Genomic DNA, 20,015 nt, shown 5'->3' with positions numbered 1-20,015 from the left:
ACATAATGGGCCGACTAGTGGTTATTCAGCCACAATACCGCCTCTATCTTGCTACTTCGTTGCTATTTCGTTGCTATTTCCCCCGATCACCTGCCGCAGGGCGCGACTTTTTTTACCTGGCCCGCGAAAGCGGAATTAGCGTCCAGCAAGACAGCCCTGGCGGTAAAAATAGTTGTAATATCGCCAGAATTGAGTTGCCAAGCCGCCCCATTGCAGTGCGGCGGCAGCCCCCTGCACCATCGTCGATCGCCTCCATGCCAGAATCCAGCCAGCCCAGCAACGCCGTCCCGTCCGCCACCATCGCCGCCCAGGCGGCGCATTTACTGCTGAGTGCCCATTGCGACATCGTCTGGAGCACGAAAACCTTCGGCCAGTTCGATGCCGACCAGCCATCCTGGCGCGCCTTCACGGGCCAGACCGAGGCTGAACTGCTGGGCCGCGGCTGGGTCAATGCCCTGCATCCGGACGACCGCAACTTGCCTTACGTCATGCCATCGCACCTGACCAGCGTGTTCGAAGCGGAATACCGGCTGCGCCACGTCAGCGGCGCCTACCGCAACATGCTCGTGCGCATGCTGCCCGTGCTGGCGCCCGACGGCAGCATCGTTGAATGGCTGGGCTCGCATTGCGACGTGACGCAGCAACGGCAGACGGAACAGCGGCTGCGCCTGGCCATGCAGGGCGGCCGCATGGGCACGTGGGAGATCGACCTGGGCAGCGGCAGCATGGCCGGCTCGGATGCCTTCAAGGCCAACCTGGGCCTGCCGCCTGACAGCCACATCGATTACGCGCAGCTGACGGGCGCCATGCTCGACGGCGACCTGCAGCACTGGCAAACAGTGGTGCACGCGGCCATCGCCAGCGCCAGCGATTTCGAAGTCGATATCCGCGTGCGCTGGCCCGATGGCGCGCTGCACTGGGCGCACATGCGCGGCACTTGCGCCAGCGATGGCGCCGGCAACGTGATCGGCCTGTCCGGCATCTCGCTCGACCTGACGGCCAGCAAACAGAACGAGGAAACCTTGCGCCTGACCCTGGCGGCCGGCGAAGTGGCCACCTGGAACTGGGACATCGTGGCCGACCGGGTCACGGCCGACAGCAATATGGCGCGCTTGTTCCCCGTCAATGCCGATGCGGCCACGGCAGCGCCGCTGGCGCGCTATCTGGACATCATCCACCCCGATGACCGCGAGCAAGTCAGCACGCAGATTACCCAGGCGCTGCAGGCGCACACGCCGTTTGAGGCCAGCTACCGCGTCGGCGCCGGCGATGGCCAGTACCGTTCGGTCATCGCGCGGGGCCGCGCGGAATACGCGCCCGATGGCACGCCCTTGCAATTGCCCGGCGTCCTGCTCGACATCACGCGCCAGAAACAAGTGGAAGATGCGCTGCGCCGCAGCGAGGAACGCTACCGTACCCTGATCGAGCTGATGGACCAGGCCTTTTGCGTCATCGAAATGCTGTACGACGAGCAAGGCCGCCCCGTGGATTTCCGCTACCTGGAAGGCAATCCCGCTTTCGTCAAGCAGTCGGGGTTGGAAAACGCCATCGGCAAGACCATCCGCAGCTTCGTGCCCGACCACGACCAGCACTGGTTCGACCTGTACGACCAGGTCGTCAAGACCGGCGAGCCCGTGCGCTACGAAAACGAAGCCGTGGCCATGGAGCGCTGGTTCGAAGTCTTCGCCGCGCGCCTGGGCGGCCCCGGCAGCCGCCTGCTGACGGTATTGTTCAGCGACATCAGCGAACGCAAGCGATCTGAACAGCAATTGCGCCAACTGGCCGACAACTTGTCCGAAATGGACCGGCGCAAGACGGAATTCCTGGCCACCCTGGCGCACGAACTGCGCAATCCGCTGGCGCCCATCCGCAACGGCTTGCAGATCATGCGCCTGGCCGCCGACAAGCCCGCCACCGTGGCGCGGGTGCGCGACGTGATGGAGCGGCAAGTCAATCAGATGGTGCATCTGGTCAATGATTTACTCGACGTGGCCCGCATCACGCGGGGCCAGATCGAACTCAAGCCCGAGCGCACGGACTTGAAAACCATCATCGCCGGCGCCGTGGAAACGAGCATGCCGCTGATCGAGGCGGGCCGCCACCAATTGCAAGTGGAACTCGACGAGCAGCCGCTGCCACTCGAGGCCGATCCCACGCGCCTGGCGCAAGTGCTGGGCAATTTGCTCAACAATGCCGCCAAGTACACGCCGGCGGGCGGCCAGATCAGCTTGCGTGCATTACGCGATGGCAACGAGGCCTTGATCGAAGTCAAGGACAGCGGCGTGGGCATCCCCGCCGAATCGATCGCCACCGTGTTTGACATGTTTACGCAAGTGGGACAAAACATGGGCAGAGCGCAGGGCGGCCTGGGCATCGGCCTGTCGCTGGTGCGGCGCCTGGCCGAGCTGCATGGCGGCAGCGCCACGGTGGCCAGTCCAGGCGCCGGCCTGGGCAGCACCTTCAGCGTGCGTCTGCCGCTGCTGACGGTGGAACCCAAGGCACCCACCGAACCGGCCATCGCCGCCAGCTCCGCCAGCAGCCGCCATTTCCGCGTGCTGGTGGTCGACGACAATGTCGATGCGGCCGACACCCTCGCCGCCGTGCTCGACATGATGGGCCACGCCACGCAAGTGGCCCACGACGGCGCACAGGCCCTGGCCGTGGCGCCGCAATTCCTGCCGGACGTTATCTTCCTCGACATCGGCCTGCCCGGCATGAACGGCTATGAAGTGGCGCGTGCGCTGCGCCGGATACCGGCCGGCGCCAACGTCGTGCTTGTGGCCTTGACGGGCTGGGGCGCCGAAAACGACCGCAGCCAATCGAGCGCGGCCGGCTTCGACCACCATCTGACCAAACCGGCCAACCTGCTCGCCATCGGCGAACTGCTGGCCACTCTTTCCACTCCAACAACACTGACAGACCATGACTGAATCCACGAACCACATCCGCCGCAACCTCCTGCTGGCTGGCGGCGCCGCCCTGCTGTGCCCGACACCGATGTTGTTTGCCGCGCCCGCCACCAGCATCGCCGCCGCCCAGACGCAACTGGCCGCGCTGGAAAAATCCGCAGGCGGACGCCTCGGCGTTGCCGCCTGGCGCCTGGGCAGCGAGCTGCGCCTTGCCTATCGCGCCGACGAACGTTTTCCCCTGGCCAGCACCTTCAAGGCCATGCTGGCGGGTGCTGTGCTGGCCCGCAGCGTCAGCCAGCCGGGCTTGCTGGACCAGCATGTGCGTTACGAGAAAAAGGAACTGGTCACCTATTCGCCCATCACGGAAAAGCATCTGGCCGACGGCATGACGGTCGCCGACCTGTGCGCCGCCACCTTGCAGTACAGCGACAATAGCGCGGCCAATTTCTTGATGACATTATTAGGCGGGCCGCAAGCCGTGACGGCGTTTGCGCGCAGCATCGGCAACACCATGTTCCAGCTGGAACGCTGGGAAACGGAATTGAACAGCGCCATCCCGGGAGAAGTACGCGACACGGCCAGCCCCGCGTCGATGGCGCACAGCTTGCAGCAATTGTTGTTGGAAAATAGCTTGCTGGCGCCGCAGCGCCAGCAACTCGATGCCTGGATGCGCGGCAACACGACGGGCGACAAACGCATCCGCGCCGGCGTGCCTGCCGGCTGGCAGGTGGCCGATAAAACCGGCTCGGGCGCGTATGGCAGCGTCAACGACATCGGCGTGGCCTACCCGCCCAGCGGCGCGCCACTGGTCATCGCCGTGTACTACACGCGCGAACAGAAAAAAGCGGACACGAATCAGGACATCATCACGGCCGCCACGCGTATCGTGACGGCCGCGCTGGTGTAATTACTTCGGTAACGCCGCCATAAACCCCGCGTACGTGGACCAGGCGGGGTCGGCCGCGCTGCGGATTTCAATCGGGAACTTTGGACGCGGCGCCAGCGCCGTGTTCAGGCGGTTGAAAAACTCTTCGCCCGACTGCGTGTAATAAATCCATTCGCGCAGGTTTTCACCGGTGGACACCAGCGCCAGCGTGGCGAAGCCGCCCTCTTCCACCACGGGTGCCAGCGCCGCTTCCAGCTCTTCCATGTGCTCGCGTTCGTTCGGCGCGGGCATGCCCGTTTCGTCTTCATAACGCCAGGCGATGATGATGCGATCCGGCTGCGATGACAGGTCCCAGTCGTCATGGAAAGTATCGACATAGCGGTAGATGATGGCCATCTCGTCGCTATGCGTGACGATGGTGCCCCAGCTGCGGGCGGAAGTGGAATTTTCGTTCATGGTTGCAACAGTCAAAAAGTAAAATCGGGCAAAGGGCGAGCAGTCTACAGTACTGGCGGGCAAGTCACATTCCACGCGTCATACTGGGCGCCGCTCTTGCGCAGCCAGACACGGGCGTAGCTGTCGCGGTCGCTCTTGAACACCAGCGCATAACGCTCTTCGGCACGCGGTGCGGCCGTGCCCACGTCGACAGCCGCCAGCGCAAATTTCAGCGCCCGCAAGGGGGCGCAGGCCGTATTGCCTGCCATCAATAATCGCGCCCGCTCCAGCAGCGGCTTCTGGTACAGCAACACGCCTTCCAGCTCCACATCGGGAATGCGCTGCAGCATGCGCACGGGTTCGGCCACCGCGCGGCAGGTACCACGGTCGAGCCAGGCGTAATACTCCATGCCCGCCTCTTGCCAGCGCGCCTGCTTGCCCTCGCCGTGCAGCACGAACTTGGTGCGCTGCGTCCGGCACAGCGCACCATGGCCCCGATACGGCGACGTTTCCACGCTGCCCACCACTTCGCTGCCGCGGCCACCCACGACGGGCACGCTCTCGAACACGGTGCGCGCAGCCGGATCGCCCGGATATTGCTGTGCATAAAATTCCAGCAAGGACGCGCGCTGCTGCGCATCCACCACCGCCTCGGCGGCACTGGCGGAGAGGCACACGGCCGACACGACACACAGCACCAAGGGGCGCACGAAATAAGCTGGCATGGCATTCCTTCAATCGGAGTCAAGGGCGGATATCGCCCAAGCGCAGATTATATAGTTAGCAGGAAATGGCAGGCGGACGCGGCGTCAGGAGGTGCGGAAGTTGACGCCGCCAGCGAGCAGCCTGGCACCGCAGGTGGTAGTATCGCCTTCAAAGGCGATGGCGATGCCGTTGATGGTGTGCCGCGACGAGCCGCTGGCGATCTTGCAGCCTTGATGCCCCTTGACGGGGCAGCTGCACAAGTCCCCGACGCAGGCCACGGCAATGCCATTGACCGTAAAATGCGTGGCGGCACAACTGAGCACCTTGCCGCCATGCGACGTGGCGTCGCCCAAACGGATGACTTTACGCATACAGCCTCCCGAATTATTGTCCTGGCTGGCTTTCCAGGATGGCTTCCACCGATGGCGCCGCATAGTTGGCCGGATCGACGGCGGGCGTGACGCGGCTGCGGAAGATATCGCCATTGGCATCCTGCTGCTGGCGTTTGGCGTCCGATGGCGGCGTGATGAAGATGATGCTGGCCTCATTGCCGTCGCGCAAATTAATCGCGGCAGTGGCGCCGCCATCGCGATAGCTGCCCATCACGCCGATGGCCATCTGCATAAACCAGGTGGCGGCACCGGTATTACCCAGGCGAAGATCGGTATTGATGAACTGTGCGCTCTTGCTGCTGTCGATTTCCGGCCCGCCTTGTGACGCATAGTCATGCAACATACCTTCGAGCATCAGCAACTGCTCCGGCTGATTTCCCGTACCGGCCACGATGCGTGCTGGCCCCTTGCCGCGCTCCGCCACCGGCAAGGTTTGCAGCGCCTGCTGCCAGCCCGCATTGAACATCTTCTGGCGCTGGTCACGCCGCGTGACGGGCTTGCCCTCTTCATCCGCAAATTTGACGAATACGGGCCGGTGCACGAAACCGAACGAGGGCAAGCGGTCGAAGGTTTCCATCTGTTCCCGGTTCCATGGAATGGGAAACCACGGCGTCGGCTTCCAGTCGCGCGGGGGGCGATTTTCCCAGGGATTGAGTTTGTCAAAAGTATGCAAGCCCACGCCGCGGATATCGGGCCGCTGGGCGAAGGCGGCAGCAGCGGCAAGCCATTCTGCGACGGTGGGTTGACGTTCGCTGAAGGCTTCAGGTCGCTGCTGTTTCGCGCGCGAGGGCAGCGATTGCATGACTTCGTAATACATGCCACGTAGTTTTTCCTGGACGAAGTTATTCTCCGGGTCATCCCATACAAATGGGCGCAACGGTTCTACTCGTTCGCGGCGTGCCAGGATGAATACCGCCGTGGCATCAGGCATATCCGGAATGAAATACCCGTTTACCAGTTTTCTTGCAGTGCCTGGCTTCCGGTTGCCATCCCGCGTGCCAACACTGTCCTCGGAATGCAAAACGATGTAGGGTACATCAGGATGCCTATCGAAAAAATCAAACACATCAATCAACAATTGGTCAGGATGCTCATCCAGCTTCCAGGAAGCAATCGAAAACAAGTGCCAAGCCATGCCCGAGGTGCCAGCGCCAGCCACGAGTCCCGCCATCGGCTCAGTTAAGCTCGGTTGTGCCGCCGGGTCAAGGATGGGAGTACCTGCATAGAACGATGGCAGCCCCCAGTATAACGGGGTGAAATTGACACCATTTTCTAGCGCATCATAGGCCCTGCTGCCGCCTTCCCCGTCCTTGTCATCGCCCGTCCAAGGGTATTTCTTGGGATCTTTTTCGCGTATGCTGGTGTAAGGACTTCCTTTTTGCAAAGCCTCCCACAATTTTCCCTGACGGTATTTATCCAGCGTCACCCCCAATCCGATCACTTCCAGCACGTACTCTTGCTCTGGCTCCATAGGTGTCTTTGGCTGTTGCGCCTGCAACTGTGACGCGATTTCACGCGCCTGGCTCTTCGATAAGGCACTGAGCCATAACAAACCAAAAAATAAAATCACAACAACTATTGATATTCCCAACCAACGAAGCGTCATCATGGTTATCACCTTTCGGCCTGCAGTTTCGAAGGAACAATAGTCGGAAGAAAATTATTACCGACGGGGCTACAAAATCCATTTATTTTGCTTTTTTTTCGGTCACTATTTTTGTGTTTTTTGTTTGTGACACTACAATTTTCCACAATGGCCCTGATAGCAAGGGTAATCCTGCAGGCAAAACTCCAGTGTTGTAATAGTCAATGGTGCCATTGATCACGGCACTTCTCCAGGCAGGCTCGACGGATAAATATGGCGCAAACTCCAATACGAATTTTTCTTTTATCCGTATCCCATTGCGCCCTTTTTCGTTGCTCTTTAAGTCCTTCACCCGCCAATCCGCCACCGCACATAAATACGCGTAGAACTGCGGATCCGAACTAGCCTTGCCGCTGCCAATCGCCACGTCATATGCGGTCACTTGGCTATGATTCTTCGCGCTACCGATAATGGAGCTATGAAAAGACTTGGCACTGACCTCCCGCTGCCAGCGCAAGCGTGCTTCATTCGGGCTTTCCTGGATGGTCGCCAAGACATTTCCTTCCGTGTAGCGTGTAGCGGCAATGACCTTGCGTTGATCGAGTGGCTCTTTGCCATCGAGTTTCTTTTCCTTGTTATAAGCAGTCGTCATCAAGGCCAATTCGGCCCCGCGTATGGCCTCATCGCGCTCTGGAAAGCGGCGATAGCCAGCCGGATCCGGGCGATCCTCGGCGCTTGTATGCAGGCCGCTTCCGCTGGTAAGTGCCACTGATGCATCGCAGGGATCGACTTCTTCCACAGGTCCCTGATCTTCAGGTTTACGGTTTCGCATCATGGAAGTTTTGGGAATATTGGGCGAATCGATTTGCGAAGTGCCACGCAAATCAGCCAACACCGGCTGTTTCAACGCTTCCCCATTGATGGTGCGTACGCCATTACGTTGTTCCACTTTGCTCAACCTGGTATTGACAGGCCAAACCACCGCATTGTGTTGTGCACGATGACTACGCAAGGAAAGCTCCACATGGGACTGTTCGCTTTCTGTCATGAGCCTTAATGGAAAATCAAAAGGCGGCGGCTTTCCAACCAACGACGCCATGGTTTTTCCCGTAGCCGGCTCCAGTCTGGTCTTGTTGCTGAATACCCGCTGATAAAATCTGCCGCCCAGTTCCGCCAGCGCGCTGCGCACCTTTTTATGTTCCACTATCTTGGTGTGCCCGGATGAGACACTGTACCCATCAAGACTGGATGTCTCCTCTTCTTCAACCAATTCGCTTCCAGATGCATAATCGGGCACGCCATCCCAGCCTATTCCCTGGATGTTATCCAGTGCCACCGTCATGTCTTCTGGGCAGAAATATAGATAAACCTTGCGGCGGTTATCGCGGTCCTCTGCACTCTGCCAGCGGCTGCCAACCATGCCGCGATGCTCATCCTTTTTCAAGTCGGCAAACGGCGGCTGGCAAGCCTGGCCGTTGCCTTTCGCCACACCAGCCACGATATTCACCAAGGTGTTCAGGCGCGCACCCAGCGTCTGCGCGCCACTGAGCAAATGGTAATAGGGCTTCATCGCTGCATCTTCGCCGCCATCGAACCAGGCGGCTCCTCGCATCAACAGAGGCAGGCTGTCCACCAGGCTGTAAGGCGGATGCGTGAGTATCAAATTGTCGGCCGGCGCCGAGCCCTTTTCCATCAGCATCGCTTGCGCCAGCAGCGACAGCAGACAGCCCTGGCTGTGCGCGACGATGCTGACGGTATCATCCGCATCGTAATCGCGAATCATGGAAATCAGTGCGGCCAGGCGCTGGGCCGCCAGCACCATGTACATACGCCCGGGTGCAGTCCTCAATGGACGCAAGGCATCGCCCATGGGATCGACTGGCGCATAGATTCCAGGACGCCACATATCGGGCAAATTGCTGGTGGCGTTACCGAAGGGGCCGCCTTCCTTGGACAAGTCCTTGTCGAGACGGTTGCCGTAGCGGTCAACGAATTGGCCGTTGATCGTTTTGCATTTCACTCCCACTTCACGGTAGCCCCAGTAAAACGGAATCACGGGGCTGTTGGTGTCCTTGGCGATCGTACGCTTGAAGAAGACGGCGTCGGGATCGTCTTCCAGCTTGTCCTTGTCCGCCGCCATTGGCATGCGATAAGTGGCAGGCGTAAATGAACGGCCCAGCCTGGCAGCGAGGCCGGTACACAAGCCGTCCTCTACCGCCTTGTAGCTGACGCCAACATCGTTGACGCCATGGATGACGATGATATTGCCCGGCAAATTGCGGCGTATCTTGACCTTCTTGCACACGCTGCGTTCGCAATGCAGGAGCGCCACTTCCTCGCCCACCACGTACGGTACTTTCGGATAGCTGCCCATCGCACTCTCCTGGCGTCATCAATCCTTGTTGTTGAAAACTTCGATGGCGGCCAGGTGCATCGCTGCGCGCTCCAGCACGTCCGTCTTGCCGCCTCCATCGCTGCGCCCATTGGCCGACGAGCCATCGCCCAGCTCCACGGCAAAGTGCGCCTGCGGTGCCAACTGCGGTTGTTGCGGCACGCCATCGACGGCGCTGTCGTCGCCTTCATATTGAAAGATGAATTGCTGGTCGGCCTTGCCCTCGGCAAAGCTTGGCAATTGCACCTCCATGCTTTGCGGGTCATTGAAGATGAAATTGGGCGCATTGAAGTTCAGCGGCGACTTGCTGCCGAAGGTGATGCCGTCGGCGATGCGGATGAAAGCGCCGTGCTTGGAGATCAACACGATTTCATCGGCCATGCCCGTCAGCTTGCCTTCGCTGGCGGTGAGCTTCAAATTTTTCGCCGCGTTGAGGTCCATGTCGTCATGCTGGCTTTGCAGCAGGAACTTGCCATGATGGGCGATGGCGCGGATGCCATCCGCATGGGCAAACAACGAGATGCCCTTGCCCGCATTCACGCTGTAGCGCTGGCCTGCCACCGCTTGCAGGTGCTGCTGCGCCACGGTATCGATATTGCTGACGGCATAGCTGACGATAGCTTTCGAGCTGGCAAAGCTGATGCCGGCAGGCGCCGTGACGGCAATCGCCGCCGCACCGCCCAATTCGGCACGGGGCTGCGTATTGCTGCCGCCTTCCCAGCCTTTCAAGCTGTGCTGCAATTCCTGCTGCGCTTCGTCCGCGTGCTCCAGCCCCTGATGCGTGGCCGCATAGCTACCCAGCGAGCGGAACAATTCCAGGCAGTTTTCCATCAGGCCCAGATATTCGCTGCGCGCCATGTGGCTACCCTCGCCGTTCAGGCGCTTCCAGGCCGAAATCAGCATGCCCTTGCCCGCCCGCATGGCCAGTTGCTCATCGGTGCGCAGTTCGGCGCCTTCGCCGCGCGCCTCGCCCTGGCCATTGCGCCGGTCCTGCGTCAGCCAGCCCAGGTTGAGCTGGCTGGAACCGTGATCGCTGGCAAGCTGAGCGTTGATTTGCCCGTGCACATCGTCAAAGCGCAGCTGGTTGCCACGCGTGCCCTTGATCTCACAGCTCTTGATGCCGGACAAATAACGGTTGCCGGGCAGGTCGCCCACCTTGCTCAAGGCAACCGGCTGCGCATTATGGTTGTACAACTGTCCCACGATGATGGGCCGGTCCGGATCTCCGCCCAGAAAGGCCAGCAAAACTTCGCTGCCGACGCGGGGCAAACCGAGATAGCCGCATTGCTGCATGCTGCCAGGTCCGTTTCCCGCCCAGCTCGACGCGACGCGCACCCAGGCCGAATCGGCATCCGTGTCGGAGGCGCCCGTGCCGCCTGCATGCTCGTGGTCCAGCTTGCGCGTGGCGGGAAAGCGCACCTTGACCCTGCCCATCGCGTCGCAATGGACTTCCCCATTGGCCGGCCCCACCACCACGGCACTTTGCATGGGAACTGGCGGCAGGTCGATGTGTGTGTCATAGGCTGGGACGATGGGCACGCCGCGCCGCACGGCGGTCAGTGCAATATGCATGCGCAAGGGACCCTCGTCCACCATCGACGCCAGTTCGCGCTGCGGCAGCGAGGCGTCGTCGGCCAGCCAATGGTTGCGCGCAAACAGGCGGGCCACCCTGGCGGCAAGCTCCCTGGGTAAATTATTTTGCGCCGCCACCTGCAGCGATGTGACGACAAAGTCGCGTTCGTCCACTGGCAAGGCGTCGATGTCCGGGTGCTCGGCCAGGCTGAAGTACTCCCCAGGGCACAGGTCGCGTACGCTGCCTTCGGCGTGAAAGCAATGGCTCTCGTAATCGTGCTGCTGCATGGCAAGCATGCCCAGCTGGCACAAGGCCTCATGATCCATGCCCGCACGCGGCGGGAGCACGCGGTAATCATCGAGCGTGGCGGCAATCGCATTACCATGCATGCCCTGCGTCCCCCGTCCCAGGGCATCGGCGGTCATGAACGGCCGCGCGCGCGGATGTTCTTCATTCCAGCTATGGCGCGTCACCTTGCCCGCCTGCAGCTTGCGCACTTCGCTCCACGACGTCAAGGTGTCACGCTGTTCCGTCGCGCGGTCCGCGTGATAGCGCACGGTATCGGCCATGTTTTTCCACAAGCCATCGGCATGGTTGAACAGCACCAGGGTATGCGCCGGCTCGGCATGTGCATCCGTATTGCCCTCGGCACGAAAAAACCAGGCGACGCCATTGCGCTTGAGCAGGCGCCGCACGAAGGCCGCATCGGACTCATTGTGTTGCATGACAAATTCGCGCTGCGGATACGTTTGCGCCTCAAAGAAATCGGCAAACGCATACTGGAAGGCGTGCGCCAGCACGGTATTGCTGCGTATCCATTCATCGAGCAAGGTCTTGACGATCTCGATATCCGTCAGGCGCCGGAAGACGCGCGTATTGCAGCGCTTTTCCATGATGGCGAAGGCGTCCGTCAGCACCAGCTGGTAGCTGGCCAGCGCGCCATCGCTGTCGCCGGCGCTGGCTTGCGTGACGATGCCGCAGATACTGCGCAGCTGCCCGTGGTCGGTGACGATATCGATAGCCGCGGGCAAAGCAATCAAACTACTCAGCGGCAAGTCGGCATGCGTCGAGACACACAAGATGCGGTATTCGATGCCGCCACAGATGGCCTCGCTGCCGGCGATACGCTGCGGTATCAGCACGCCGGCAGGCACCTTGGGCGAAACACCCAGGCGCAGGCGCAGCGGTCGCTCGGCACCCGATATCGACTCGTCACCGTCCATGGCATTCTCCTCGTTCGCACTTGCATCGAATCAAGCTGGAGAACCGACAATGCCATGGGATGGCAGGGAAATACTTGATATTTAGTAAGAACCCGCCAAGGTTCCCACTACTTCCGTCAACCTTTTCCGCCTGGCCAGCAGGGCGGGTCTTGAACAGCACAATAGGTGCTTTGTCCAAGCTGCAAATTCCCTAACGCCATCAACGCTGGTAATTCTTGAAGAAATTCCAGCTGATCACAGTCGCGTCCGGGCCCAGCTCATCGCTGAATGGCCAGCCGGGCGGGCCGCCGCTCCACGCGTGGTTCATGCCCTCGACCGTGTATTTTTGCGCGATGACGGCGCCGTTGTGCAGATACGTGTCGATGGAGTAACTGCGGCCGTACGGCACCGTCTGGCGCACGATGCTGTCGGCACGGTAGCGCACGCTGTCATTGTCGAGGCCATCGTCGCCATAGTCGCTGGTCTGCAGGAATTGCTCGATGGTTTGCTCTCCGTTGACGGGATTGACGACGATGTCGGCCGTGCCGTGGAACACCATCGTCGGCATCAGGCGGCGCGGCGAACCGGAGCAGCGCCAGGCATCCTTGCCCCGCACTTTCGGGTCGAACGAGCTGCCGTTGAACAGCGAATCGGCGGCCGTGAGCATGCCGATGGCGCCCTTGTACATGCCGCCCGAATGCACCATCACGGCGGCGAACACGTCGGAATAACAGGCGGCCATGATGGACGCCATGGCGCCGCCCGCCGAGATGCCCGTCACATACACGCGGCTGTCCTGCACCGCATACTTGCTCTTGACCTTGTTCAAGATGCCCATCAGCACGGCCGGCTCGCCCGTGCCCCGTTCCTGGTTCAGCGGCAACATGAAATTCCAGCAGCGCATGGGGTTGGCCGTGGCGTTCTGGCGCGGATAGACGACGATGAAATTTTCGCTGTCCGCCAGCTGGTTATAGCGGCTGACGGCAGCCATGCTGTTGGGCTCGGAACCGCAGCCGTGCAGCATCAGCACGACAGGCAGCGGCGTGTTGGCGTTGTAATTGCTCGGTAACCAGACCTGGTATTCGCGGGTCCCCCACAGGCTCGCGTACAGGCCGAAGTCCCACTGTCCGGCTGCGGCCGGCAGCGCGGCCAGCAAGCCGCAGGCGGCGATGAGTGCAGATAAGAAGTGACGCAGTTGATGATGCAGATGTGCCATGCCAGTCTCCTGATTGTTATTAAGGACGAAAACAGCGACAACAAACCAGCCTGGCGCTAACCAGGCTGGCACTTCAACAACCTTTTAAAACTTGTAGCCAGCCTTGGCGATGATCTGGCGCGGCGGGCCGTAGAAACCGTCGAGGATGAACACGGCAGGAATGTTGTAGCCATCCGTGCGGTAGCGTTTATTGCCCAGGTTGCTGCCATGCAGACTGAAGGTCCAGTTCTTCGGCGCTTCCCACACGACGCCGGCCGTCCAGATGCTGTAGCCGCCCTGCGCCAGCGTTTCGCTCAAGTCCGTGGTCGGGTAGACCTTGCTGCGGTAGCCATAACCGACCATGCTGCGCAAGGCGCCGCCGAACACGTCGCGGTCCGTGCGTGTCAGGTTCAAGCCCACTTGCCGGGCTGGTGTATTGCTGAACTTTTGCGTATCCGCAATGTTCTTGCCGCCGCTCATGAACTCGTCATAGTTGGCGTTCAGCAGCGCGAGGAAGCCGTTGACTTCCCACTGGCGGTTGGGCCGCCACGAAAATTCGAACTCGGCGCCTTTCACGGTCGCCTTGCCCGCGTTCGTGAAGTCGCCATAGAAGCCCGGCACGCCGCCCGGCTGCACGTAGCTGGTGAACACCGACAACTGGATATCCTTGTAGCGGTTGTAAAACAGGGCCACGTTGGCGTCGAACGTGTCGTCCGGCGCCGCGTACTTCATGCCCACTTCCAGCGCGTCGAGCTTTTCATCCTTGTACGGCCGCGCCGAATCGGGCACCACCAGGTTGTTGGCGCGCACGTTGTAGCCGCCCGACTTGAAGCCGCGCGACAGGTTGCTGTAGAAATTCGTCGTCTTCGACGCTTCATAGCGCACTGACAGTTTCGGCGAGGTATTGCTGACCGACAAGGACTTGTCGAAGTCAGCCGCCGTCTGGATGGGCCGCGTAAAGCCCACGTCGGCAAAAGCGCGGTTCAGCACGATGGCGCGCTTTTCCTCGCGCGTGTGGCGCAAGCCCGCATTGATGCTCCACACCTTGCCCAGCGGCCAGGTCCAGTCCGTGTACAGCGCCGTGCTGTCCGTCTCCACCGTACTGACGGCGGCCGTGAACTGGCGCCCCAGGAAGTTGTTGTAGATGCCGCCGCCGGCCGTGCCTTCGAAGCGGTACAGGCCGACCACGCCGGCGCCGTAGTCGCCACTGTACGAGGCCTGCAATTCCAGGCTTTTCTGTTCGTCGCGCGAGTCGCCGAACACGTCGGCAATCGGTTGCGGCAAGCCGTCGAAGTCGATGGTTTGCTCGGACGTGCTGCGCCGCTTGGCGCCGATCACTTTCACGGACCAGTCGTTCGACAAGGTGTAGTTGGCCACCAGCGAGCCGCCCCGGTTGTGCGTGAAATTGTTGCCCGGCATGCCGCTCTGGATGTCATACGCATCCGTGCTGGCGGGTCGCTTGAGCGGGTCGAAGGCGCTCACGCCCATGCGCTGGAAACCGCGCACGCCGGACTTATCATCCGTGGCGTCCAGGCTCAGCACGACGGTCAAGGGGATGTCTTGCGGAAAGTAGCCGACGGACAGGCGCGCGGCCGTGCTGTCCTGGTCGCTGACCTGTTCGCCATTGAAGGTGTTGCGGCCAAAACCGTCGCGATCCAGCTTGGCGGCCGCCAGGCGCGCGCGCCAGGTTCCGCTCTCGTTGGCCAGATTGAAGGCGGCCTTGAAGTTGCGCTGCTTGTAGTTGCCGATACCCACTTCCGCCGACACGCCGTTTTCCTTCGCCAGCGGACGCGAAATGTATTTGATGGCGCCGCCGATGGTGTTCTTGCCGTACAGGGTGCCTTGCGGGCCGCGCAGCACTTCGATGCGTTGCACGTCGAACACATCGAGCAGTGCGCCTTGCGGCCTGGCCATGTAGACGTCGTCAAAATAAATGCCCACGCCCGGATCCACGCCCCAGACAGGGTCAGCCTGGCCCACGCCGCGAATGAAGGCCGTCAATGTCGTATTCGTGCCGCGCGAGGCGTACACGGTCAGGTTCGGCACGCGCTCCTGCAAGTCGGCCAGGTTCTGGATATTCGCCCGTTCCAGGGCCTTGGCGGAAAACGCCGTGACGGCCAGCGGCACGTCCTGCAGGCGCTCTTCGCGGCGGCGGGCAGAGACCGTGACGGTTTCCATGCGTTCTTTCGCCTCGCTGGCTTCCTGGGCGCTGACAGCAGTGGCCGGGATGGCTTCCTGCGCCTGGGTCTGGGTGGCAAAGGCGCCGGCAACGGCGAGGGCGGCGGGCATCAATTTCAAAGCAAGTTTCATAGCGTCTCCAATGTCAGGCTTGCTGACCGCCAGAGAAGACGACCGGTTTACAGATTCGCAAGACGTAACGGTACCGGCGCGCGCAATGCGTGCACCTGCCCTGCGATGACTGTTTCCCGGCCCTCGGCCCGTGCGGCGAGTGGCCTGTTTATTTTGAATTTATGGTAAGGAAGGACTGCAACAAGGTATTCACACGCTGCGCCTGGTCCAGGGGCGTGGCATGGCGCGAGTTCGCGATGATCTCGATCTCGCACTGCTGAAACTGTGCGGCAAAGGCCCGCTTGCTGGCGACGGGCGTGTAATCCTGGTCGGCCGCCATGATGAGGACGGGCATGGCCAGGGCCTGGAAGTGAATATCGATATCCCAGTGGAAAATGGCGTCCAGCGCGGCCAGGTAGGCGCGCTTGTCCATGCCCGCCATCTGCGTGGCGAAGCGCTCGACGAGCGCTTGCTGAGCAGGATCGGGAAACAATTTCTTGCCGATGATCTTGCCCATGGCTTTCAGGCCGAAGGTGGCGATCACCGTGCGCCGGAGCCAGTAGGCAAACAGCAGCGCGGCCGGTTTGCTACCCTGGAACGGCTGGGAATTGATCAGGCACAAGCTGGCCACCCTGCCCGGTGCGCGGTTGGCCATTTCCAGGCCCACCATGCCGCCCAGGGAAAAGCCGACGATGTGCGCGCGCGGCACGTCGAGCTGGTCCATCAAATTGAAGAGGTCGTTGGCGAAGTCGCCGATCTGCCAGTCGCCGTTGGGCGCGGGACTGGCGCCATGGCCGCGCAGGTCGGGCACGATCAGGCGATAGCTGCTGCCGAGAGCGTCGATCTGCGGGCGCCAGTCTTCGGCGCAGGAGCCGAGGCCGTGCAGCAGAAACACGGGCTCGCCCTGCTGCTTGCCGAGGTCGAGGTAATGCAATGGAACATCGGATGTCGTGTGACGCCGCATTCTGTCTCCTTGCTGTTGAACATGCTTTGTGTTCAGGTGCAGGAATATGTTTTCCTGCTGTTGGAAAACATAATACGGAATCCGAATTCCGATTTCAAGTTAAATCGCTAAATAGTTCAAGTCAGGTAATTTAAAGCAACACGCACCAGTTCATCCTCGAGCGCCGCGCCCGACAAAAAGGACAGCGAACCCGTCAGGGTGTGCTGGTTCAGGATGCCCAGCAGCACGGGCGGCACCACCATCATCGCCTGCGTGGGATTCGGGTGACGGATGCTGGACGACTTGCTGGCCAGTACGGCGACCGTGCGTTGCGAGATCAAATGATTGATCTGGTGCACCCTGTCGCGAAATTGCGCATCCTGCGACGCGCGCGTGATCAAGGCCCGCAAGACGCCGCTGCGCCCGCCATTCACGGCCACGAACATGGCCACCATGGCGCGGATGAACTCTTCCAGGCTGCGCCCTTCCCACTGGCGCAGCTCCGTCAGGGTCTCGACCTTTTCCACCATGTCGGAAAAAAAGCGCTGCAGCAGCAAGCGGCTCAAGGTGTCCTTGTCGCCCAACAAACGGTAAAACGTGCCCACCGAGGTTTCCGCCAGTTTCGCCAGATCAGCCACGCCGATTTCATCGAAACGGTTTTCCGCCAGCAACTGTTCACCGACCTGCAGCAGGCGCTCGAACGCTTGCTTGCTGCGCGCCTGGGTGGGTTCCGGGGGAACGATCATCTGCGGGAAGGGCATTGGAAAGGAAGGCATGCGGCGTCGGCGTCTCGAATAGTGGAACCTAAGTTCCGTTATGGGTGCGCGTATTGTAACGCGGGAGACGGCCGATGGGGTGTTCAACTACGCGGCCTGCCCTGCCACTCCATGTAGACGTCGGCGCGCTGATAATGCGCGTCGCCGGCCGGCCGCGCCACGTGGGCAAAGCCGCTGCTTTCATACAGGCGGATGGCGGGCGCCAGCTTGCTGTTCGACTCCAGGAACAGCAGTTGCGCGCCGCTGGCCTCGAATGCATCGAAGGCCCGTTCGATCAGCCTGCGCGCGATGCCCAGGCCCTGGCATTCGGGCGTGACAGCCATCTTCGACAACTCGATACTGGCGTCATCGGCGCGGATCAGCGCGCAAGTGCCAACGATCTTGCCATCCAGGCGCGCGAGGAAAATCTGCCCGCCAGCGTCGAGAATCGAGCTTTGCGGATCGGACAGCACCTTGTCGTCGAGCGCCTCAACATAGAAATAGCGTTCCAGCCATTCGATATTCAGACGCTTGAAGTCGGCCGCATAGTGCGCCCCGTAATCAATGATCTCCACGGCGGCCCGCTCGCGCTGGCGCCGGCAGGCGGCGATGGTCTCGCCAAAGCCTTGCGCCTGCAGGCGCGCTTCCGCCCGGTCCAAACTGGCCATCAGTTGCGGCGCGCCTTGCTCAAATACCGTATCGACGGCCGCGCGCACATCGTCCCACAGCGGCGCCATGTCGCGCAGCAAGGCTTGCCCCGCGTCGGACAGCGCCAGCAGACGGCGACGCTCATCCTTGGCGTCCGGCATCTCCGTTACCACGCCCGCATCGAGCAGCTTGCGCCCCAGCTGCACCACCACAGGATGCGTCTGCCCGATCTGCGCGGCCAGGGCCGTGATCGCCGTTGGACCGTTGTCGCGCAGCAGCAATAACAAGGGGAAGCAGCGCGACGTCAGCTCGACGCCGGCCGCCAGATAGCTGGTATCGACGCCGGCATACAGTTGATCGGAAAGACGACGCAGGCGGCTGGCCAGCATCAGGGAGCCGTAGGTTTGCAGGGTGGAGGACATGTTAGTCAGGATATATGTAGGTAGTTACGTATACCATAACGTAAACCAGCTTTCCAAGTCAAGCACCAGCTTGCTTAGTCTTCCGCCAACGCCTCCTGCAACCTGGCCTGAAACACGGCCTCGACCATCTCCCCCAGTCCCGGCCACACCTGCGTCAGCCAGCGCTTACCCTCCTCGCTTGGCGCCACATACGGCGCGTCGCGCGTGGCGCAGGCCAGGCCGATTGCGATGACTTGCCCTGCATCCTCCAGGCCGCCCGCGATCATGGCGTCGATGGGGAAAGCGATCAGCTCGGCAGTCAGATGCGGACGCAGCAGACAGGCAGGCGCGATGATGGCGAACGATGCTTCCACGTAACTCCAGCAATTGGTGGGCCAGTGGGCGCTTTTCACATTTTCCAGGAAGACAGCATCACTGAGCGTTTCCGGATGGGCTTGCGCTTGCGCATAGAAGGCGGCCAGGGCGACGAGTTGGGGCGGGGAAGTCCAGGTAGGCATCAATCTTGATCCAGGGAGCGCCGCACTGGGCTGGCGGCAATGGCGGACTGTAGCATGGTCAAGCGGCACGCTGAAACCCGGCTGGCACGGGCATCATGCCAGTATTGCTCTCGCCCCTTTACTTGAGGAGGTCCATGTCGGTCTACGCCATCACCATCCCCTGCTTTGCACAGATGCTGCGCTCCCTGACGACGCTGTTAGCGAAAGGCGAAGAACGCGCCCAGGCGCTGAGTTTCGATGCGCAAAACCTGCTCGTATCACGGCTGGCGCCCGACATGCACACCCTGGCGCGGCAGGTGGAATTCACGTGCACCCAGGCGCAGGAAGCCGTGTGCCGGCTGACGCGGCAAGCGCTGCCCCGGCTCGCCACGCCCGCCAACATGCGACAAGCCGGGGCGCTGTTTCCGGCGTAAAGCCTAAAAGCGCTCGTCGCGCAGCGCCGGCATCACCAGTTCGCGCACGAACGAGGCATTCGACAGGCTCAGCAGCATACGCACGACGGCGACGACGTCATGCACGGGAATCAGCTCACCTTCGCCTCGCGCGGCGGCGTCCGCCAGCGGCACGGACAAGCCATCGTAGGTATTCAGGTAGCCCAGCTGCAGCGCCGTCACGGCCAGCCCCTGTGCGCGGAATCCTTCGCGCAAGGCGTCGGCGATGCCGTTCAGGGCAAATTTCGAGGCGCTGAACGTCACTTCCGGGCGGCCGCTCTGGCGCAGGCCGGACGTCGACCCCGTGAGTATCAGCTGCGGCTTGCCGCTGGCCAGCAAGCGCGGCACCAGGCGCTTGAGCAGCAATATCGTCGCCGTGATGTTGGTATTGACCATGTCGACGATGGCGCCGTCCGCATCGTCGAGGAAAGCGTACTCGTCGCTGAACGCCTTTTCTTCCCACACGCCCAGGTTATAGATCACCGCGTCCAATGTGGCAGGTGCCTCGCGCGCGATGCGTTCAACGGCCTCGGCGGGTGCCGCCAGGTCCGCCGCTATCCATTGCAGCTGCGCGCCCTGGCTGGCGGGCAAGTCGGCAGGTCGCTGGCGCGATACGCCGATGACGGCATGGCCGTCAGCGAGCAAACCGTCGACCAGCGCGCGTCCCAGGCCCCGGCTGGCGCCCACGATCATGATGTGCATTGTGTGTCCTTTCCAATGAAGTCAACGCTGATGATAGCGGCGTTGTATTAAGCA

Annotated in this window: 16 protein-coding genes; 3 read left to right on the top strand and 13 right to left on the bottom strand. The window is 61.5% G+C overall.

Features of this window, described 5'->3' with window-relative positions:
* Nucleotides 1-254: 254 nt before the first annotated feature.
* Nucleotides 255-2,930, top strand: a complete 2,676-nt coding sequence (locus P9875_RS06990; protein WP_278317928.1) for a hybrid sensor histidine kinase/response regulator — start codon at nt 255-257, stop codon at nt 2,928-2,930.
* Nucleotides 2,923-3,816: a class A beta-lactamase gene (gene bla / locus P9875_RS06985; protein ID WP_278317927.1), complete on the top strand. Its 894-nt coding sequence runs from the start codon at nt 2,923-2,925 to the stop codon at nt 3,814-3,816. Before P9875_RS06990 ends, bla begins: the two co-directional genes overlap by 8 nt.
* Here the strand turns inward: bla and P9875_RS06980 are convergent, their stop codons facing one another.
* The 12 genes from P9875_RS06980 to P9875_RS06925 form a co-directional block, all read right to left on the bottom strand.
* Nucleotides 3,817-4,251, bottom strand: coding sequence for a DUF695 domain-containing protein (locus P9875_RS06980; protein WP_100875823.1), 435 nt, complete (start codon nt 4,249-4,251; stop codon nt 3,817-3,819).
* Between the two features lie 44 nt (nt 4,252-4,295).
* Nucleotides 4,296-4,955, bottom strand: coding sequence for a hypothetical protein (locus tag P9875_RS06975; RefSeq protein ID WP_278317926.1), 660 nt, complete (start codon nt 4,953-4,955; stop codon nt 4,296-4,298).
* A gap of 84 nt (nt 4,956-5,039) precedes the next feature.
* The gene (locus P9875_RS06970; RefSeq protein ID WP_035825279.1) at nt 5,040-5,306 is read right to left on the bottom strand and encodes a PAAR domain-containing protein; all 267 of its coding nucleotides are present in this window, start codon (nt 5,304-5,306) and stop codon (nt 5,040-5,042) included.
* Between the two features lie 13 nt (nt 5,307-5,319).
* The gene (locus P9875_RS06965) at nt 5,320-6,936 is read right to left on the bottom strand and encodes a type VI lipase adapter Tla3 domain-containing protein (protein WP_278317925.1); all 1,617 of its coding nucleotides are present in this window, start codon (nt 6,934-6,936) and stop codon (nt 5,320-5,322) included.
* Between the two features lie 79 nt (nt 6,937-7,015).
* Entirely contained in the window at nt 7,016-9,286 is a 2,271-nt protein-coding gene (locus P9875_RS06960) for a T6SS effector phospholipase Tle3 domain-containing protein (protein WP_099400806.1), read from the bottom strand.
* A gap of 18 nt (nt 9,287-9,304) precedes the next feature.
* Nucleotides 9,305-12,100 (bottom strand): type VI secretion system Vgr family protein, encoded by a 2,796-nt coding sequence (locus P9875_RS06955; protein WP_278317924.1) that lies wholly within the window; start codon nt 12,098-12,100, stop codon nt 9,305-9,307.
* Nucleotides 12,101-12,299: 199 nt separating this feature from the next.
* On the bottom strand, nt 12,300-13,295 hold the full coding sequence (locus tag P9875_RS06950; protein ID WP_278317923.1) for an alpha/beta hydrolase family esterase: 996 nt from the start codon (nt 13,293-13,295) through the stop codon (nt 12,300-12,302).
* 84 nt (nt 13,296-13,379) lie between these two features.
* Complete coding sequence (locus tag P9875_RS06945; protein WP_278317922.1) at nt 13,380-15,584, bottom strand: TonB-dependent receptor; 2,205 nt, start codon at nt 15,582-15,584, stop codon at nt 13,380-13,382.
* Nucleotides 15,585-15,732: 148 nt separating this feature from the next.
* A complete protein-coding gene (locus P9875_RS06940; protein WP_219310989.1) occupies nt 15,733-16,527 on the bottom strand; it encodes an alpha/beta fold hydrolase in 795 nt (264 codons plus the stop codon).
* 116 nt (nt 16,528-16,643) lie between these two features.
* A complete protein-coding gene (locus tag P9875_RS06935; protein ID WP_035825265.1) occupies nt 16,644-17,282 on the bottom strand; it encodes a TetR/AcrR family transcriptional regulator in 639 nt (212 codons plus the stop codon).
* An 83-nt stretch (nt 17,283-17,365) separates the two neighbouring features.
* Nucleotides 17,366-18,331 (bottom strand): bifunctional helix-turn-helix transcriptional regulator/GNAT family N-acetyltransferase, encoded by a 966-nt coding sequence (locus tag P9875_RS06930; protein WP_278317921.1) that lies wholly within the window; start codon nt 18,329-18,331, stop codon nt 17,366-17,368.
* 74 nt (nt 18,332-18,405) lie between these two features.
* Nucleotides 18,406-18,828: a hypothetical protein gene (locus tag P9875_RS06925; protein ID WP_278317920.1), complete on the bottom strand. Its 423-nt coding sequence runs from the start codon at nt 18,826-18,828 to the stop codon at nt 18,406-18,408.
* Nucleotides 18,829-18,962: 134 nt separating this feature from the next.
* Between P9875_RS06925 and P9875_RS06920 the strand changes: the two genes are divergently transcribed.
* Nucleotides 18,963-19,241 (top strand): DUF1993 family protein, encoded by a 279-nt coding sequence (locus P9875_RS06920; protein ID WP_278317919.1) that lies wholly within the window; start codon nt 18,963-18,965, stop codon nt 19,239-19,241.
* A gap of 3 nt (nt 19,242-19,244) precedes the next feature.
* Here the strand turns inward: P9875_RS06920 and P9875_RS06915 are convergent, their stop codons facing one another.
* Nucleotides 19,245-19,961, bottom strand: coding sequence for an SDR family oxidoreductase (locus tag P9875_RS06915; RefSeq protein ID WP_278317918.1), 717 nt, complete (start codon nt 19,959-19,961; stop codon nt 19,245-19,247).
* Nucleotides 19,962-20,015: the final 54 nt, after the last annotated feature.

The sequence above is a fragment of the Janthinobacterium rivuli genome (assembly GCF_029690045.1).
In the GTDB taxonomy this organism is placed as follows: Bacteria; Pseudomonadota; Gammaproteobacteria; order Burkholderiales; family Burkholderiaceae_D; genus Janthinobacterium; species Janthinobacterium rivuli.
This window is presented reverse-complemented; position numbering and strand designations above follow the sequence as displayed.

Excerpts from the sequence above, each read along its gene's own strand:
- P9875_RS06955 (WP_278317924.1), bottom strand. The coding sequence starts at position 12,100 with ATGGACGGTGACGAGTCGATATCGGGTGCCGAGCGACCGCTGCGCCTG.
- P9875_RS06960 (WP_099400806.1), bottom strand. The coding sequence starts at position 9,286 with ATGGGCAGCTATCCGAAAGTACCGTACGTGGTGGGCGAGGAAGTGGCG.
- P9875_RS06970 (WP_035825279.1), bottom strand. The coding sequence starts at position 5,306 with ATGCGTAAAGTCATCCGTTTGGGCGACGCCACGTCGCATGGCGGCAAG.
- P9875_RS06935 (WP_035825265.1), bottom strand. The coding sequence starts at position 17,282 with ATGCCTTCCTTTCCAATGCCCTTCCCGCAGATGATCGTTCCCCCGGAA.
- P9875_RS06915 (WP_278317918.1), bottom strand. The coding sequence starts at position 19,961 with ATGCACATCATGATCGTGGGCGCCAGCCGGGGCCTGGGACGCGCGCTG.
- P9875_RS06945 (WP_278317922.1), bottom strand. The coding sequence starts at position 15,584 with ATGAAACTTGCTTTGAAATTGATGCCCGCCGCCCTCGCCGTTGCCGGC.
- bla (WP_278317927.1), top strand. The coding sequence starts at position 2,923 with ATGACTGAATCCACGAACCACATCCGCCGCAACCTCCTGCTGGCTGGC.
- P9875_RS06930 (WP_278317921.1), bottom strand. The coding sequence starts at position 18,331 with ATGTCCTCCACCCTGCAAACCTACGGCTCCCTGATGCTGGCCAGCCGC.
- P9875_RS06965 (WP_278317925.1), bottom strand. The coding sequence starts at position 6,936 with ATGATGACGCTTCGTTGGTTGGGAATATCAATAGTTGTTGTGATTTTA.
- P9875_RS06920 (WP_278317919.1), top strand. The coding sequence starts at position 18,963 with ATGTCGGTCTACGCCATCACCATCCCCTGCTTTGCACAGATGCTGCGC.
- P9875_RS06950 (WP_278317923.1), bottom strand. The coding sequence starts at position 13,295 with ATGGCACATCTGCATCATCAACTGCGTCACTTCTTATCTGCACTCATC.
- P9875_RS06975 (WP_278317926.1), bottom strand. The coding sequence starts at position 4,955 with ATGCCAGCTTATTTCGTGCGCCCCTTGGTGCTGTGTGTCGTGTCGGCC.
- P9875_RS06925 (WP_278317920.1), bottom strand. The coding sequence starts at position 18,828 with ATGCCTACCTGGACTTCCCCGCCCCAACTCGTCGCCCTGGCCGCCTTC.
- P9875_RS06990 (WP_278317928.1), top strand. The coding sequence starts at position 255 with ATGCCAGAATCCAGCCAGCCCAGCAACGCCGTCCCGTCCGCCACCATC.
- P9875_RS06980 (WP_100875823.1), bottom strand. The coding sequence starts at position 4,251 with ATGAACGAAAATTCCACTTCCGCCCGCAGCTGGGGCACCATCGTCACG.
- P9875_RS06940 (WP_219310989.1), bottom strand. The coding sequence starts at position 16,527 with ATGCGGCGTCACACGACATCCGATGTTCCATTGCATTACCTCGACCTC.